The organism is Enterococcus sp. AZ179 (genome assembly GCF_050498885.1).
GTDB classification, from domain to species: domain Bacteria; phylum Bacillota; class Bacilli; order Lactobacillales; family Enterococcaceae; genus Enterococcus_D; species Enterococcus_D entomosocium.
The window spans coordinates 2,340,763-2,355,204 of the sequence record NZ_JBMHEO010000001.1 but is presented as its reverse complement, the minus strand read 5'-3'; the positions used below and the strand labels follow the sequence as shown (position 1 = coordinate 2,355,204).

Genomic DNA, 14,442 nt, shown 5'->3' with positions numbered 1-14,442 from the left:
CCAGAGTACTTTTGAGGTATAATTTTACTATATCAATTATAAAGTGAAGTGAGAGGATAATCTTGAAAAAAATAGATTTACATATTCATACTTTAAGTACAATTAGCGATTCAAAGAGTTTTTCTTTTTCCATCGATAAATTGAAAGAGTATGTTTTAGTGAGGAACCTTGATGCAATAGCGATAACAAATCATAATGTTTTTGATATTGACCAGTTTAACTTAATAAAAAAGGAACTAGCTATCCCTGTTTTTCCTGGTGTGGAAATTGACCTTGTAAATGGTCATACTTTATTAATAGCGGATAATACCCCATCCAGTATTCAAGAGCTTTCAAATGAATGCCAAAACCTCAAAAAATATATAGTGAACCAAAACTCTTCATTAAGCTTAGAAGAGTTCTGTAGTGTTTTTCCCATCCCCAATTTGAAAAAATATTTATTAATCCCACATTATATGAAATCACCCGAATTACCTGATTCTGCTATAACTGCTTTGAGTTCTCATTCAAAGATTACAGCAGGTGAAGTTAGCTCTGTTCGAAAATTTGTTGAACTTCTAAACAAAGAGAATGAATTGACACCTGTCTATTTTAGCGACCAAAGAATCTCGGATGATTTAGAAAACTTTAGCATGCAACAAACTTATGTCAATATATCCGAAATTACATTATCTGCTTTAAAATATGCTTTATCTGATAAGAACAAAGTTGCATTGTCTTTAAAAGAAGGAAAAAATCTTTTTGATTTAACTGAAAAAATTGTTGCATCCACAGGCTTAAACGTATTGATGGGTAAGCGTTCATCGGGAAAGACCCATTTATTAACAGATATTGCTAGCTCTACAAGCAACACTAAATATATACGTCAATTTGAGTTGGTCGAAAGAAGTGATGATGAATCAAAAGAAAATTTTAATAGACAACTTTTAAAAGATGAAAGCCTTTTTACGGAAAATTTCTTAAAAGAATTTAATGATATTTTGAAATTAGTTTTGAAAATTGATCCTAAGCAAACTGATTCTAATTTGAATAAATACTTAAAATCTTTAATCAAAAATGCTGAAAATACCGAAAAGAAAGACTCTTTTGCAAAAGCATTACTTTTTTCAGAAACACCATATAAGTCAAAAACCTTAAAAACACTTGAAGAATTAATCAAATCTGTACAAATTATTTTAGATAATCAAGAATACTCTGTACTGATCAGCGAAGAATTACCTACACATTCTTTAATCAACTTATTAAACAGACTAGTAGATGAATATAGGAGAATTTATCTAAACAACCTGATTAAAGATAAAACAAATTCTCTGGTCTCCGATATACAAGGTACTTTACAATTAAAAACAAGGATTCAACGTATTACAGATATTGATTTTACCAATATTGCAAAAGAAATTTTAATGATAGATAATTTCAATAATTTGACCAAAGAACTACAGAAAGCAAAGACGTTAGAGCAAACTGAAATTTATGATTTTACAATCAGAAAATCAAAACGACCATTTAAAGGTGCAAAAGAAGTTCTTGATATAATTAAAAGAAAAACTTCGTTTACAGAAGTTTTCAAAACCTATGATCAGCCTTTTACTTATCTTCAATCATTAAAAAAGAAAAATGAGTTGGAGCAGGCTGATTTTGTAAAATATTTTGTTAAAATACAAGTAGAAATATTGAATCAAGACATGAATCCTGTTTCTGGAGGCCAACGTGCCGAATACAATTTTCTTAGAAAAATTGAGGATGCCTTAAAATATGATCTGCTTCTTATCGATGAACCAGAATCATCTTTTGACAATATGTTTTTGAATAAGAAAATAAATTCTGTTCTACAAGATATCTCTACTCACATACCTGTCTTTGTTTCAACACACAATAATACAATAGGGGCTTCTATAAAACCTGATTTTATTTTACACACAGAAAGAAATGTCCAAGATGGCAAAGCACATTTTAATATATACTATGGATATCCCACTGATAAACTGTTACACTCGTATAACGGTAAATCAGTTAGTAACCTCTCTATTCAATTAGATTGTCTTGAAGCTGGGGAGCAAACTTACAAAGCAAGGAGAGATACTTATGAAATACTTGAAAATTGAAAATAATCAAGGGTTCTTTCTTAGAGAGAATGACATGATTATGATAGACAAAATTACTAAAGAAGATATATTTAATTTGATTTCTTTAGTAATTTCGACTGAAACTGAGTTTGACATGGATGAATTCTCGGAAAAAACTTTGCAACACGGTGTTCATAAAATAATTTACAAGAGCATTTATGATAAATTACTTGAGCTTATAAAAGATAAAGAAAATATTCAAGATAGTGTTAATCAGCAATTTGCCACTGCGTTACAAAAATATTCAACTAAGTAGTATAGCTTTCAACCATTTAAAAAAGGTGGGTAAAAATTTCCAGCCCTCTTTTCTCTGAATATCGAAGCCTATAATTGTTATCTGAAGTAGCTGATATTGGATACACCTTAACTAAAAAAACAACATGTTTACGGATTGAAGATTAACGCCATATGTTGACCAAAAACTTGTTTCCTTTGACTTTTACAGTCACTAAGGCCTCCGTTCACGATGTGAATATGGCTGAAACACTTGCTTCTGATTGTCCAATTGAGAAATTATTAGGGGACAAAAGATATATTAACTCAAAGACGCAAGAATGACTTTTAGACAAAGGGATAGACCTGTCTACTCCATTAAAAAATAATGCCAAAAAAAACATTAATAAAATTGACGATTCCTTATTATCGGAACACTGAAAGGTAATCTCAACGGTATTTTCCAGTTTGGTAAATTTAGGGGGGCTAACATTTTAAAAGTAGATCGTTATTGAATTTTGAAGGCAAAGATCGCACGATTATGAAAAATTTCCAACGAAAAAAGTAGTATCCTAACCAGGATACTACTTTTTATTTCGAGTATATTCCTCTCCGGTGACCGACTTCCAATGCTAATATGATCATTTGATCGTCATCTATTTTTACGATAACGCGATAGTTCCCAATTCGATAGCGCCATTTACCAGCATGATTACCTACTAAAGCTTTTCCTGTTTTCCTTGGATCACTTGTACCATCAATATTCTTCGATAACCATTTCAAAATAGTGATTGCTTCAAAACGATCCAGTTTTTTTAGTTGTTTGTCAAAGCGAGTCGTCGTTTCTAAAGAATACGTCATTACTAATCCACCATTCCATATTCTTCTAGTAACTTAGATAATGGATTAGATTTTTTATCTTTCAAGTATTCTTCATAGGCAAGATCTCCAATTTTAGCGTCGTATGCATCTTCTAAAGATTCTAGCGTCTTTGTTTTCATTAAGTCAGATAAGCTTTTTCCTTCAAAATTGGCCATATGATCCAGAAACATTTTTTCTTCATCTGAAACACGTACAGTTATAGTTGCCATATTCTACCGCCTCCTTTGCTTCTGACTCAATTATAGCATGAACACAATTGTGTGTAAACACATTTGTGTTCATATTTTGTCAAAAAGGTAAGTCATTTGGATCTACAAGAATTGATTCATATTCACTTTCAAAGGCACTGTAGCTGCCATCTTCAGGTAACTCCCCTGTTGGGTTCGCATTTTCAGCCTGCCGCTGTCTTCGCGTTTCTACCACCTCTTTAGACTCCAGTAGCTTGATTGTTTCTACGTTGATTTCCATCACAGAAATGGTTTGATCATTTTTTTTATAGCTTCTCGTCTCGTTTCTACCCTCGATACTGACAAGAACCCCTTTAGATACATACTTCCCAATATATTCTGCTGTCTTTCTCCAGGCAATACAGGGAAGATAGTCAGTGACTTCCTTGCCAGTTTTATCTTTATACCCTCTTCGGATGGCCACTTTGAAATTTGCGACTGAAAGGCCAGACTTGAGTTCATTTACGATTGGTTGTTGGACGAGCCGTCCAACGCCAGTAAATCGATTCATTTGTTTTCCTCCTTAGGATCGTGCATAGTGTTGTTCTACTTTTTGGGGAGCAGCGGTTCGTTGTTGCTTTTGCTTAACCGCATTGACTTCCCGGTCCCGGTCCTTTTTTGCGATCAATTCATTGATCCAGTTAATCCCGATCTTTGGCCGTTCGGACTGAAAGGCAATATCGGATCCAAGTTCGGTCTGAAGCGACAACGTCTGCTGGTTGAATGTTTTTAGTTGAGCGACTTTATCCAACAACTCAAGTGCTTGTTTATTGTTTCCGACACAAAACGTTACTTGTTGGATTTTATGCCCTGCCTGAAGTTTATTATTGATATTATCAACGACATGTTCGGCTTGGCCATCTGATAAAGCAAAGAGGATCGTGTCTTTTACTTGATCGATATTCAACGTCCAGTAAGCCAACAAGTCTTCAGGCGACTGAAAGAAATGGATACTTTGAGGTGTTCCCAAACTTACGTTGAACCCATAGCCTTCCGCTGAAAAGTCCATTATCTTTTGTTCATAGCCAAGCTTGCCAAACTCTTTGCTTTGGAAGGTTCCCCGCAATTGGCCGCCTGTGACGCGCCCTTGATCGTTCCACAAAAAGACGATCCGGTCATGGATATCCTGACGCATCAATCCTTTTTTATAAAGCGCATCGACGATTTTGGGGTTTATACTGTACTGATCCACCAACAATGCTTTCATTTCAACATTGTCTTTCTTATCGGTTAAGTAATACTTGAATTGGTTGATACTTCTTCGATTCACCTGATCGACTGGCTCTTGAATGACCAGAGGCGTATGTTCCGTGATCAATCCTTCTGAGCGTTGCTCTTTTAAAAAATCGTTCCAATCCTTGCTGACTTCATGAACAATCTCCATTTGATCATTCGCGTACGTCGAATACAGCTCGTTCCCTCGACTCTGAAGCAGCTGCTGCTCTAATCCTGACGGTTTATTCTCCAGGTATAAATCGGCAATCGATTCAAGTGTTACATGCTTTTCATTAATGTCCTTACAAAGGGTATCTAAGGCATCAGTCAGGTCGATCGTTTCTTCTTTGGCATGACTCTTAGGGGTTTTAGCAAAGTAACCGTAGGCTTTCCAGTCATTTGAAATTTTGTTCGTGTCTGTTAGATTATTCTCAATCTTTTGGATCGTTAGGAGTAGGTACGGATCTACACCGTGGATGGTAGCTGCCTGGTTGACCTGGTCAATTATCTCTTGTTGGACTTGATGGTCATAAGGATTCAAGGCTTGATTAATAATCAGCGTATCAGTGCCGACCTCTTGCTTGATATTGATTTTTTTATCGCATTTACTGTAGAAAGACTGACCCGCTGGATCATTGTCTACCCCATAGAAAATGCCATTTTTGGGAAGGGTCTCAAAGGTTTGGTAGCCTTCTTGGATCATTTTAACGACTGTTTTTTCCTTCCGACCCTCTAAACAAACTAAGCGGCAATCCGTCAGGTCCTTATGCAGCGACCAATAGCTGAGTAAATCGATGCCTGCCTCAAAGAAGTAGATGGCTTTTGGTTCACCAAGAGTAATGTTAAACCCATAATGTTTCTCGGAATTTTCTCCAATATACTTACGGGGCGAATCCGTGATCTTGGCTCGAATGACGATACTCGTTGCACCAACGATCTTCTCTTGTGCCAGTCCATACTGTTTCCAATTTAAAACCGCACTTCCGTATTTTTTATCTTGAATCAAGTAATCATTATCGATTAAGTACGTAATAATTTCCCGATCGATCCCGCGTATATTTTCCAAATAGTGCCTTACTTTTTCTGTAGAATCGGCTGCCTCATACGCATGTTTATAAGGACCTTTATTTTCTTCTGGTTCATCGTACCCCTTGTGTGCTTCAAGCTCTTCTCCAAGAAGAAAGCCAACCGCATTTTGAAAGGAATAGCCTTCATACTGTGTAAGCAAAGAAAGAATGTTGTCCCCACGTCCAATACTATTATGAAAAAAGTAATTTTTTTTCTGATCAATAATTAAGGAGTCATGCCCGTTCACATGGTACTTCAAGTAGCGGCCATGACCTTCTAACTCGCCAGAACCGTGTGCTTGAATGTAACTGACGATATCGACCAAGCTTGCTTTTTTAATCTCTGCTTTGGAGTAAATTCTCGTTCGTTTCTTTTCTTGTGTACTCATATAGTTCCTCCTTTTAACACATAGAAAAGAGGCTACCTCAGTAGCCTCTCCCGTGTTCTAATTCTCTTTTTCTCATCGTTGCTTTACGCCATTCTTCGCGCTCATAGGCACATTTACTTAGAAACTCTTGGTGGGAATCATCGATCGCTTTCTTGAAATCATTCAGTGCTTTTTTTCCAAGAATAGGCGCCCGTTTTTCTTCTAGATAGGCTTTGACTTCTTCTGGGGTAAAAGCAGATTTCGCCATCCACTCGTCGCGGCTCATACTCTTTTTCATCTCAGTCAACAAGGCGTTCCCCATATTCTTATACAAGTTGGCCAACTGTTGCTGCTTATAAGAAGGCCGTCCCTCTTGAACAGTTGCTTCTCCAAATGTTTTTTGAAACATCGTACTTTGTTCATCAAGTAAGGAGTCAAGTTCCTGAAGGGCGCTTGGATTGTTTTGACTCATGATTTCCCTTGAAAGAGCATCCAGCTGCGGACGAAAATCAATCATGGCATTGTTGCCGTATTTCCATAGTCTGCGGTCATCAGGCAGCTGGTTCATCAAGCGGGTGACCCCTTGAATAATCTTGAGGTTTTTTGAGTAACCGATGGACATACTCGTTTTAACTAACTCATGCCGCATCAAATAAGAGATCCGACTTAATGACGCGTCGCGATCCATGATCACACTACCAAATTTGGACTTCATTGCACGGGTTGCCTTCGGAGGGATCTTCGCACGATACATCGATTGATTTCTGTAGGTCATCCGATCCAACATCCCTTCTGGATCTGTCGTCACTAACATCGAATGCACGTGAATATTGTCCGTGTCAAAGTGAATAGCTGCCCCCCAGGCAGCGCTAGATCCAAAGCCCATATCCTCAACTAGCTTATTCATTGCACCGATCGTCGCTTGACGAATCGCGGATTCATCTAAGAAGCCATGTTCCCCTTGTGAATACAACCCTATTTCCTTCAGGTATTCATGGTCAAAGCTAAAAACCGTTTGCCACATCGGACTCTCTCTTTCCTTGGCCAATTCAAACTTACCTTTGAGATCAACCAGGTGCGCTGCATCCAAATAATCTTGGTAGCCATTGAACAAGGCAGAGATTCGTTTGGGTGTTTTTTCGGCCTCGCTCATGAACTCAATGCCATAATACTTATCTAGATTATTGATCCGCTTCGACTGTTCCTTGTCAAGGTACCTGATGGCCCCGTTGAATCGTTTATCACCTGGAGAAATGAACTTCGTCCGCATGACGATTCCTGCCTTATAACTCATTGCTTGCCTTTCGTTTTTCCTCTATGCTTGCCTTACGCTGCCTAAAGTGTTCAATGTCTTTTTGTACTTTATCCTGTGCAGTCGTCAAAACATTGGCTTCTAAGACGTCGGTAGTGATAACATTTTCTTGATCAAATTCTCCTTTGAGAATGATATGATTCATGACTTCTAATAGCGCTTTTGTCTGCTTGTCCACGTAACCGGTTCGGATCCGCATTGGATCCAAATAGTTTTTCTTAAGAGAATCGATCACCCGCGCAGCGGTTTGTTCAGCCACGAGATCCGCAACAAACAGATTCGTTTCTTGGTTTTGAACTTGGGCAACCAAGTCGTCGAGTGCCTCCCCCTGGCTTCGACATTTGTGGTCATTCATGTAGGATAATAAGAACTCTTTTGTGGACTGTGAAATCCGCGCATTGATTCTTGCAAAATTTGTAGAAGTGTCTTCCAATTATTCTTCCTCCTCTCCAAGCAGCGCGCGCCACCGAGTTTCTTGTGCCAACAGCGCTTCTGTGTTTGCTTGAATGATTTGTGCCAACTGTGATTGTTGTTCCAGCATTTTGTATTGTACCGCGACAATCTCCTCACCATCGGCGAGGCGCAGGGTTTGCTCATACATGAAATCTTGAAGTGTTTTACCTTGTTTTTTTGCTTGGCGTTTTAGTCGAATCAACTTCTCTTTTGGTATTCGTCGGATGTGAATTTCGCACAACGAATCGTTCCGCTGAGTCATGGCGATCGACCTCCTTTCGAAGAATGGAGCTGGTTTCTAAATCCCTCTGGGTGGCGCGAAGCGACAAACAAGGGGGTATTTAGAAAGAGCATAAGGGAAATCCGGTCCCACATTCGTGTGAACCCAGCAGTGCTGGGTGATTTGGCGGGGACCGCGAAAGTAGTGTTTACCACCACATTTGTGGCAGGTTGCCACATGACTGCCACCACATTTGTGGCGCACTGCCACATCTTTGCCACATGTTTACCACCACATTGCCACATCAGTTTTTCAACTGACTTTCTCCGGATTCATTGAGCCTATCCCTTAAATTGGCAACTTGTTTCTCGAGTTCCTCGATCTCTGAGTCAATGGTTCGATTCCGTGTTTCAAGGTTCGTTATCGCAAGTTTCAATTGTTCGATCGAACCGTCGGTTTCGATAATTTCTCGGTCCGTCATGTGGGCTTTACTTTCTTCAAGAATCGAAATTTTCTCTTCTGATTCCTCAATTGTTTTCTGATTTTCTTCTTGTAAGGTTCGATTTTTATCTACTTGTTCCATGCGATCCTCAATCATAAATTCAAGGGATTGAACGAAGACGTCTGCTTCTGAAGGAACAAGGATCTCTTCAGAAATTTCCTCTTTCTCATTCACCAAAATGACCCCTTCAGACACCACATCATTGATGGTAAATTCAAATGCAACCCGCATAGCGGTGTAGGATTCTGGAAGATTTTCCAAGAGGATAACATAGTATCCTCGGTCGCCTTGAATGACAGTAGCCTGTGCATTATGTTGCGAAGCATTGATAAATTCGAGTGTTACATCTAATTGATTGTAGATGTCTGTTAACGGCTCTTCAGGATTGGTGATAATAAACAACGCACGATTATTTTCTTTATCGATTGTCTTTTCATGCAAGGTATAGGTTCGCGAGTTTAGCGTGTACAGTTGACCGACTGGTGTCGATACAACATCTGTATTTGACTTGATAAAAATCCCAGAAAGGATCATGCCAGAGTAGACCACGACCATCAGAAAAAAGTATCCCAAGTACCAGATTGACTGATGCCGACGTTTACGAATCTGAACGACTTCATACCAGTCTCGTATTTGATCAATTTTTGATTTATTCTTGTATTCTGACATCCCTACTCACCGATCGCTTCAAAGAAAACTTCTGGCACTTCATTCGTTGGAATGGCCTCTTCGATACGTTCTACCAGCCACCCGTCTTCTGAAGACTGAAGGTGAACTTTCACGATATAGTTGTTCAGGTATTGATCGTTCCCATCGATCCTTAAATCAATTTTTGCCAGTACAAGAGTAGTGGCTGTGTCTGTAGAAGATTCATCTAAGAGGTAGGTCTCTTGTCCCAGTAATGCACGTGTGATCAAACGATCATCATCCGGACTTAAGTAGAAAGGAGCGATCGATTGTTGCGCAGTTTCAGTCATCAACGGGTATAATTCTGCCAATTGTTTTTCTGTTTCATTAGAAGATATGGAGTAAAATCCCCGAATGAATTGTTCTGATACACGAATGATTTCTTGACGAGTAACACTTGCGGCTTCCGCTTGCTCGACCAACTTTTTTTGTTCCTCCAATGAAGCAACTAAGGCCTTTGAATCGTCCGATACAAAGGCCTTTTCTTCTGAAGACACAGAAGTAATTGCGGGTTCATTGGTGGAAAAGGACGTGCTTGATTCTGTCGGTGAGCGAAGTTCTGTCCATAAAAATAGGCCACCAACTCCTAAAAGAATGGCCAGCCCAGTACACGATACGATTATTTTTTTATTCATTGCGCACCTCTATCTCGTTTCTTCGTTTATTCGATTTCCTTCTAAGTCCCATTCACAATCATAGCGATCACCAGATCGTACATAATTGGCGAGAGGAGAATCAGTTGACACGAATCGATACCACTCTACGTCGGAACAGTCAATGCTTTCAAGACGGCCCTGTGAGATAAATTGAAGGATGGTCTCGTCTTCGATTTTATCTGTTTTTTCAACTAGTTTTGTGACATTTTCATAGAGTGTTAGCTCGTGCCAATCCTCTTCATCAAGGTAAATTGAGGCAATGACTAAGACGTTTTCTTGTTTTTCTTCCATGTTGCGTTCCTCCACTTTAATCTTTATTAGTTCACTTTACGGACGATACTAGCGATTGAACCAGAACTCATGGAACGGTTGTATTTCGCGCAAACTCGCCCCTTCTCCGCGTTTTGTTCATAGGTGGAAAAGTTGCCATTATTATCAACGCTATAGATCACGCCGGTATGGCCATAGACACCTGGTGACACTGCCCCTCCAGGGTGCCAATTAATAATGTCTCCCGGGCGCAGCTGCTCGTATTTGGGATTGAAAATAACCTCCCAGCCATGTGCGGCCCAATTGTAGTCATGTCCGATTTTCCATGCGTACATAAAACCAGAACCCATGAGTCGAGGACCGCCCATTTGATCCACATAATAGGCTGTTAAGCCATAACACTCTCCGTTGTAGAGTCCTTTATTCAGCACTGCTTCTAGAATAGCGATTTCGCCATTCGTACCACCGGGACTTGCGGCTTGTGCTTCACTGAGTTCAATGTATTGGAACACCAACTCACCATAAAAAAAGTTGCCTGAGTGCAAGTATAATTGCCCCCCATTGTATGGAATCGCGATCGGGTTCGGATAGTTATACGGCGTACCTGCAGTCGGGAACCCATTCCTTCTTTGAATCGGAGCCATGACCGTTAGTGAATAGCGATCGGCCACGTTGATTGAGTGAGTATTTCCTGTACTGCCTAACCAAGAGATATAGGCTGTACCAAAATTATACGCTTGGGAAATCATCTTACGATCGTCTCCTAGGGACAAGGTTTTCGATAGCTGCAAAGCATTGTAATAGTGGTTGACGCCTTGTTGGATCGACCACTCGACACTGCTAATCGCGTTTGGTGCCATGCCCGCTGACTCTGAACTTTGCATTGGATCTGGCCCAATACCACGAGACTCAACCATCATGATCGCACTGAGAAATGGCACTTCATCAGGGATCCCTTTTTCAGTGGCATATTTTCGAATGAGTGGTTGTAAAGAGATCACTTCAGCACTCAAATTCTTATTCCCTAGCACAGTGCCAACAGGCGCGCTTTCTGATGCTTGCGCGTCACTCGCAAGAAAGGAGGTGATCATAACAACGAAAAGCAATATGGCCGCAATCCCGAGCAAGAATGGTGTGAGCCATAAGAGTATTTTTAATTTCCAGCGGTCTTTTAAGTATTGACCAAGCATGTAACCTCCCCCAATCTATGCGATATCATCTGAGCGTTTTCCTCCACCGTCAAACAATGCCAATTCCTCCTCTGAAGCAAAAACACGCATCTCATAGGTTTCCCCAGAGGTGATTTTCAAAAGCGTTTGTTTCGGCTGGAATTTGCTGATTTTCTCTACTTCAGTATCCGTTAGTGAGCCGTCATTTGCCTGACGTAGGTTCTTTAATTCTTCGTCTCCTGGCTGAAAGAAAAAGCGATATTGCATAAAGTCATAGATATCGTTCATTTCATCATCTTCAGCGCCAGTGTCTTTTCTTGAAACAAGCGATCGTACCGTTTGTGTATCTAAACAAAGCCCGCAAAATCGTTTTCGAGCCTCTCTGGCAAACGTATTAAAATATTCAACCATTCGCGGGTTTCGTGCATTTAATAGGTTGTGCGCTTCAGCCATGAAGAACATGCCCCGCTTGATCTCTTCAAAGCTGATCTCTCCTTCTTGATAACGTTTATTTTCCCGTCGTCCATTGATAAATAAGCTGCTTTGGAAAAAGTTGAATGCGTTGAACAATTGGGCATTCACATAGCGTTTATCATAACTAGACAACCCATCGATGTTAAAAAAGAGAATTTGTTGGTTCGATAAGTCCGGAACGTTCGTTGGACCATTAAACATATCTTGAGTCGTCTCGATCAGTTTGGTTAGCGTAGTATATATGTTATATAAGTGTTCTTCTTCTACTTTAATTTGAGTCGCTTTCATTGCTTCTTCGATCAGCGCGATCAAATCAGACAGAATCGGATAGTCATTTGGCGCTCGGCCGGTCACTTGCTTCACATCCCCAAAAGCATCTTTAAACCCCTTTTGGATGTATAGGCGGCTGACCATCTTATCAAAGATGTCTAATTCTTCTTCCGGTGCTTTAGGCTTCAAAATCGAGTACCACGTCCCCAGTTTTGACTGATGAAAAATCATACACGCTTTCTCGTCAATCTGAAGGGTATCTTCGTTAACAGCTAACGGAAACACCTCAAAGATGTTCAAACGTCCGTCTTGGCCATCCAATCGAAGGATCGTGCCGTCTAAGCTTTTGATCAACTTTGAAAACTCTCCAGACTTATCAAACCCTCGAACCATGTATCCTCGTCCAACGTTATCAAGCATGATTTTTTTCATCAGCGTCGTTTTCCCGCGACCCATCAGTCCGGTTAGTAAGATATTATAAAACGTGCGCCCACCACTGATTTCAAAAAAATCAACGATCATCTGTCCGCCAGTATTGGAAAGGCCGATATATTGTCCCCGTGGATCAGTAAGGAATACTTGATTTGCAGGAAAACTTGCCCCAAATACCGTACTGGAGATATCCAGCCCGCTATGGCCATTAGGTAACATCAATTGCGAATGGTAATCTAGAAACATAGCTTGCCACTCATACCCTTGCTCAAGGGTGGCATTCGTCACGCCAAACTCATCTTTTTTCAACTCTTTTCGTACGTCAATGACTCGCTTTTCCAGTTCTTCCAGCGTATCGGCGAATAGTTTCGTCCGAATGATAATGAACTTTAAGATTTCTCGCCCTTTTCTTACCTGCTTGGACAACCTCAGTAAGGCTTGGTGGTCATCATAGGCAATTTCTCTTGACGTCGCATCCTTGCTGGTATGGTAAGTATTTGATAATTCATTTAACGCTTGTCCGATCGCAGCACGCAAATTGTCATCATCTTGCGTTGCGATATCCACCGATAGGATTTTATCGTTGATTTTGGTATAACTGTTTAGCCATAAATAATCAGGTTCACTTTGAAGACGAAAGGTCGTTAATGTGGCAGAATAACCTGTTCCTGTTCGAACATAGGTTTCGCCAAATTTGAGATTGCCTTGTGGTTGGATCCGTGCGAGCAACTCAACATCGATACCTTCTTCGAGGATCCGCTTGTTTTTTACAACAAGCCCTCTAGGCGGATTTGGTGCCTGGTTCATGGATGGATTGCTCATCCGAAACAGTAGCTGCACTTTATCTTCTTTTGAGAGGCTCTCAACCTCAATACTGTTACTTAGGCAGCTATGGAAGGTACTCACGTTTTCTCTCAATTTTTCTTCAGAATACCCAAAGACGAAAATGAAGTATTCTTCCATTTGCCTATACTTACCAATAAAGGCAAGTTCCGAGTACTTTCGTTCCAATAATTTTTTTAACCTAGGCGACGTTGCCCGCTGGTATTCACGCTTATAGTAGGCTTGTTGGGCGCTTGTATCGACAGGCGAGTTGATCGATACGATCTTAAGCGGTGGCTCGTACAGGCTTGATAAAGCCCCGTACGCTTCCATCAATCGAATGAAGGCTTCTTGCTTCATGCCAAATAGATTCCGTCCTTTCAGACGATAGACTTCAAAAAATCCAGTGGTATTTCTGATAAAATTTTCCTGTTCTGTTCCACCCCAACTCTTAATTGGGTGTACCTCAATGATTTTTTTTAAGTCTTTTCCAATTTTTCGATTATTTCGTTTTTCTTCCCTTTTGTCTCGCTTTTCTTCCCTCGTCAATGCTGGAGAGGGTGGTTGATTGGCTGGTGTTTTTATCTTCCGCTTTTCCCTCGCTGGTTTCGATTTTACCTGCGGTTTTGATTGCTCGTTTGTCCCTTCACTAGGAATTGTAAATTGAAAGTTTACTTCTGGTTGTTGTTTCTTTAACGGAAATTTCCTTTTGTTCCTCACGCGTTAAATGCCTCCTTTACTAAAAAAGAGCAAGGCAATTCTCCTTACTCTTCAGAAAAACCTCTAGGATCGATGGTCTGATACCCGGCATATTCCTTTAACAAATACCGTCGAATAACCAGTTTGTACATTTGTAAATTATTGATCGTTGGATTATCCTTCGGTTTCTTCATCAGGTAGAGCATATTGACGCCTGTTAATATGACAAAAGGTAGTTCAAACAGTGGATAAACGATCCCTCGTATGATCCAAGCCAATCCTGTAACGAGAATAATAAATACGAGTTCAGGTAAACGGATCCCCCAAACGATCTCTCGTTTGGGGCGGATACTTGATACGTTTTTCAATTCTTCCATC

15 protein-coding genes are annotated in these 14,442 nt (G+C 40.1%); 2 read left to right on the top strand and 13 right to left on the bottom strand.

Features of this window, described 5'->3' with window-relative positions; all coding sequences use genetic code 11:
* Positions 1-62: 62 nt before the first annotated feature.
* Both IGI88_RS11105 and IGI88_RS11100 read left to right on the top strand, forming a co-directional pair.
* Positions 63-2,105: a PHP domain-containing protein gene (locus IGI88_RS11105; protein ID WP_429960490.1), complete on the top strand. Its 2,043-nt coding sequence runs from the start codon at positions 63-65 to the stop codon at positions 2,103-2,105.
* Positions 2,086-2,382, top strand: coding sequence for a hypothetical protein (locus tag IGI88_RS11100; RefSeq protein WP_429960489.1), 297 nt, complete (start codon positions 2,086-2,088; stop codon positions 2,380-2,382). Before IGI88_RS11105 ends, IGI88_RS11100 begins: the two co-directional genes overlap by 20 nt.
* Before the next feature lie 548 nt (positions 2,383-2,930).
* Here the strand turns inward: IGI88_RS11100 and IGI88_RS11095 are convergent.
* The 13 genes from IGI88_RS11095 to IGI88_RS11035 form a co-directional block, all read right to left on the bottom strand.
* Positions 2,931-3,200 (bottom strand): type II toxin-antitoxin system RelE family toxin, encoded by a 270-nt coding sequence (locus IGI88_RS11095; protein WP_086333153.1) that lies wholly within the window; start codon positions 3,198-3,200, stop codon positions 2,931-2,933.
* 2 nt (positions 3,201-3,202) lie between these two features.
* The gene (gene relB, locus IGI88_RS11090) at positions 3,203-3,430 is read right to left on the bottom strand and encodes a type II toxin-antitoxin system RelB family antitoxin (protein WP_086333152.1); all 228 of its coding nucleotides are present in this window, start codon (positions 3,428-3,430) and stop codon (positions 3,203-3,205) included.
* A 79-nt stretch (positions 3,431-3,509) separates the two neighbouring features.
* On the bottom strand, positions 3,510-3,959 hold the full coding sequence (locus IGI88_RS11085; RefSeq protein ID WP_429960488.1) for a single-stranded DNA-binding protein: 450 nt from the start codon (positions 3,957-3,959) through the stop codon (positions 3,510-3,512).
* A 12-nt stretch (positions 3,960-3,971) separates the two neighbouring features.
* On the bottom strand, positions 3,972-6,119 hold the full coding sequence (locus IGI88_RS11080; RefSeq protein WP_429960487.1) for a DUF3991 domain-containing protein: 2,148 nt from the start codon (positions 6,117-6,119) through the stop codon (positions 3,972-3,974).
* Positions 6,120-6,156: 37 nt separating this feature from the next.
* The gene (gene mobP2, locus IGI88_RS11075) at positions 6,157-7,392 is read right to left on the bottom strand and encodes a MobP2 family relaxase (RefSeq protein WP_429960486.1); all 1,236 of its coding nucleotides are present in this window, start codon (positions 7,390-7,392) and stop codon (positions 6,157-6,159) included.
* Positions 7,382-7,843 carry a hypothetical protein gene (locus IGI88_RS11070; RefSeq protein ID WP_429960485.1) on the bottom strand — a complete coding sequence of 154 codons (462 nt, stop codon included), beginning with the start codon at positions 7,841-7,843 and terminating at the stop codon, positions 7,382-7,384. Before IGI88_RS11070 ends, mobP2 begins: the two co-directional genes overlap by 11 nt.
* Positions 7,844-8,125 (bottom strand): hypothetical protein, encoded by a 282-nt coding sequence (locus IGI88_RS11065; protein WP_325837678.1) that lies wholly within the window; start codon positions 8,123-8,125, stop codon positions 7,844-7,846. It lies immediately after the preceding gene.
* A 262-nt stretch (positions 8,126-8,387) separates the two neighbouring features.
* Positions 8,388-9,254 carry a hypothetical protein gene (locus tag IGI88_RS11060; protein WP_429960484.1) on the bottom strand — a complete coding sequence of 289 codons (867 nt, stop codon included), beginning with the start codon at positions 9,252-9,254 and terminating at the stop codon, positions 8,388-8,390.
* A 2-nt stretch (positions 9,255-9,256) separates the two neighbouring features.
* Positions 9,257-9,907: a hypothetical protein gene (locus IGI88_RS11055; RefSeq protein WP_194188882.1), complete on the bottom strand. Its 651-nt coding sequence runs from the start codon at positions 9,905-9,907 to the stop codon at positions 9,257-9,259.
* Positions 9,908-9,916: 9 nt separating this feature from the next.
* On the bottom strand, positions 9,917-10,219 hold the full coding sequence (locus IGI88_RS11050) for a hypothetical protein (protein WP_429960483.1): 303 nt from the start codon (positions 10,217-10,219) through the stop codon (positions 9,917-9,919).
* A gap of 26 nt (positions 10,220-10,245) precedes the next feature.
* Entirely contained in the window at positions 10,246-11,388 is a 1,143-nt protein-coding gene (locus tag IGI88_RS11045; RefSeq protein ID WP_429960482.1) for a lysozyme family protein, read from the bottom strand.
* 15 nt (positions 11,389-11,403) lie between these two features.
* On the bottom strand, positions 11,404-14,085 hold the full coding sequence (locus IGI88_RS11040; RefSeq protein ID WP_429960481.1) for a hypothetical protein: 2,682 nt from the start codon (positions 14,083-14,085) through the stop codon (positions 11,404-11,406).
* A gap of 44 nt (positions 14,086-14,129) precedes the next feature.
* Positions 14,130-14,441 (bottom strand): DUF5592 family protein, encoded by a 312-nt coding sequence (locus IGI88_RS11035; protein WP_429960480.1) that lies wholly within the window; start codon positions 14,439-14,441, stop codon positions 14,130-14,132.
* Between the last annotated feature and the right edge of the window lies 1 nt (position 14,442).

What these genes read in the sequence shown, in the direction of transcription:
- relB (WP_086333152.1), bottom strand. Translation starts at nt 3,430, where the DNA reads ATGGCAACTATAACTGTACGTGTTTCAGATGAAGAAAAAATGTTTCTG.
- mobP2 (WP_429960486.1), bottom strand. Translation starts at nt 7,392, where the DNA reads ATGAGTTATAAGGCAGGAATCGTCATGCGGACGAAGTTCATTTCTCCA.
- IGI88_RS11080 (WP_429960487.1), bottom strand. Translation starts at nt 6,119, where the DNA reads ATGAGTACACAAGAAAAGAAACGAACGAGAATTTACTCCAAAGCAGAG.
- IGI88_RS11050 (WP_429960483.1), bottom strand. Translation starts at nt 10,219, where the DNA reads ATGGAAGAAAAACAAGAAAACGTCTTAGTCATTGCCTCAATTTACCTT.
- IGI88_RS11055 (WP_194188882.1), bottom strand. Translation starts at nt 9,907, where the DNA reads ATGAATAAAAAAATAATCGTATCGTGTACTGGGCTGGCCATTCTTTTA.
- IGI88_RS11085 (WP_429960488.1), bottom strand. Translation starts at nt 3,959, where the DNA reads ATGAATCGATTTACTGGCGTTGGACGGCTCGTCCAACAACCAATCGTA.
- IGI88_RS11045 (WP_429960482.1), bottom strand. Translation starts at nt 11,388, where the DNA reads ATGCTTGGTCAATACTTAAAAGACCGCTGGAAATTAAAAATACTCTTA.
- IGI88_RS11035 (WP_429960480.1), bottom strand. Translation starts at nt 14,441, where the DNA reads ATGGAAGAATTGAAAAACGTATCAAGTATCCGCCCCAAACGAGAGATC.
- IGI88_RS11100 (WP_429960489.1), top strand. Translation starts at nt 2,086, where the DNA reads ATGAAATACTTGAAAATTGAAAATAATCAAGGGTTCTTTCTTAGAGAG.
- IGI88_RS11095 (WP_086333153.1), bottom strand. Translation starts at nt 3,200, where the DNA reads ATGACGTATTCTTTAGAAACGACGACTCGCTTTGACAAACAACTAAAA.
- IGI88_RS11065 (WP_325837678.1), bottom strand. Translation starts at nt 8,125, where the DNA reads ATGACTCAGCGGAACGATTCGTTGTGCGAAATTCACATCCGACGAATA.
- IGI88_RS11060 (WP_429960484.1), bottom strand. Translation starts at nt 9,254, where the DNA reads ATGTCAGAATACAAGAATAAATCAAAAATTGATCAAATACGAGACTGG.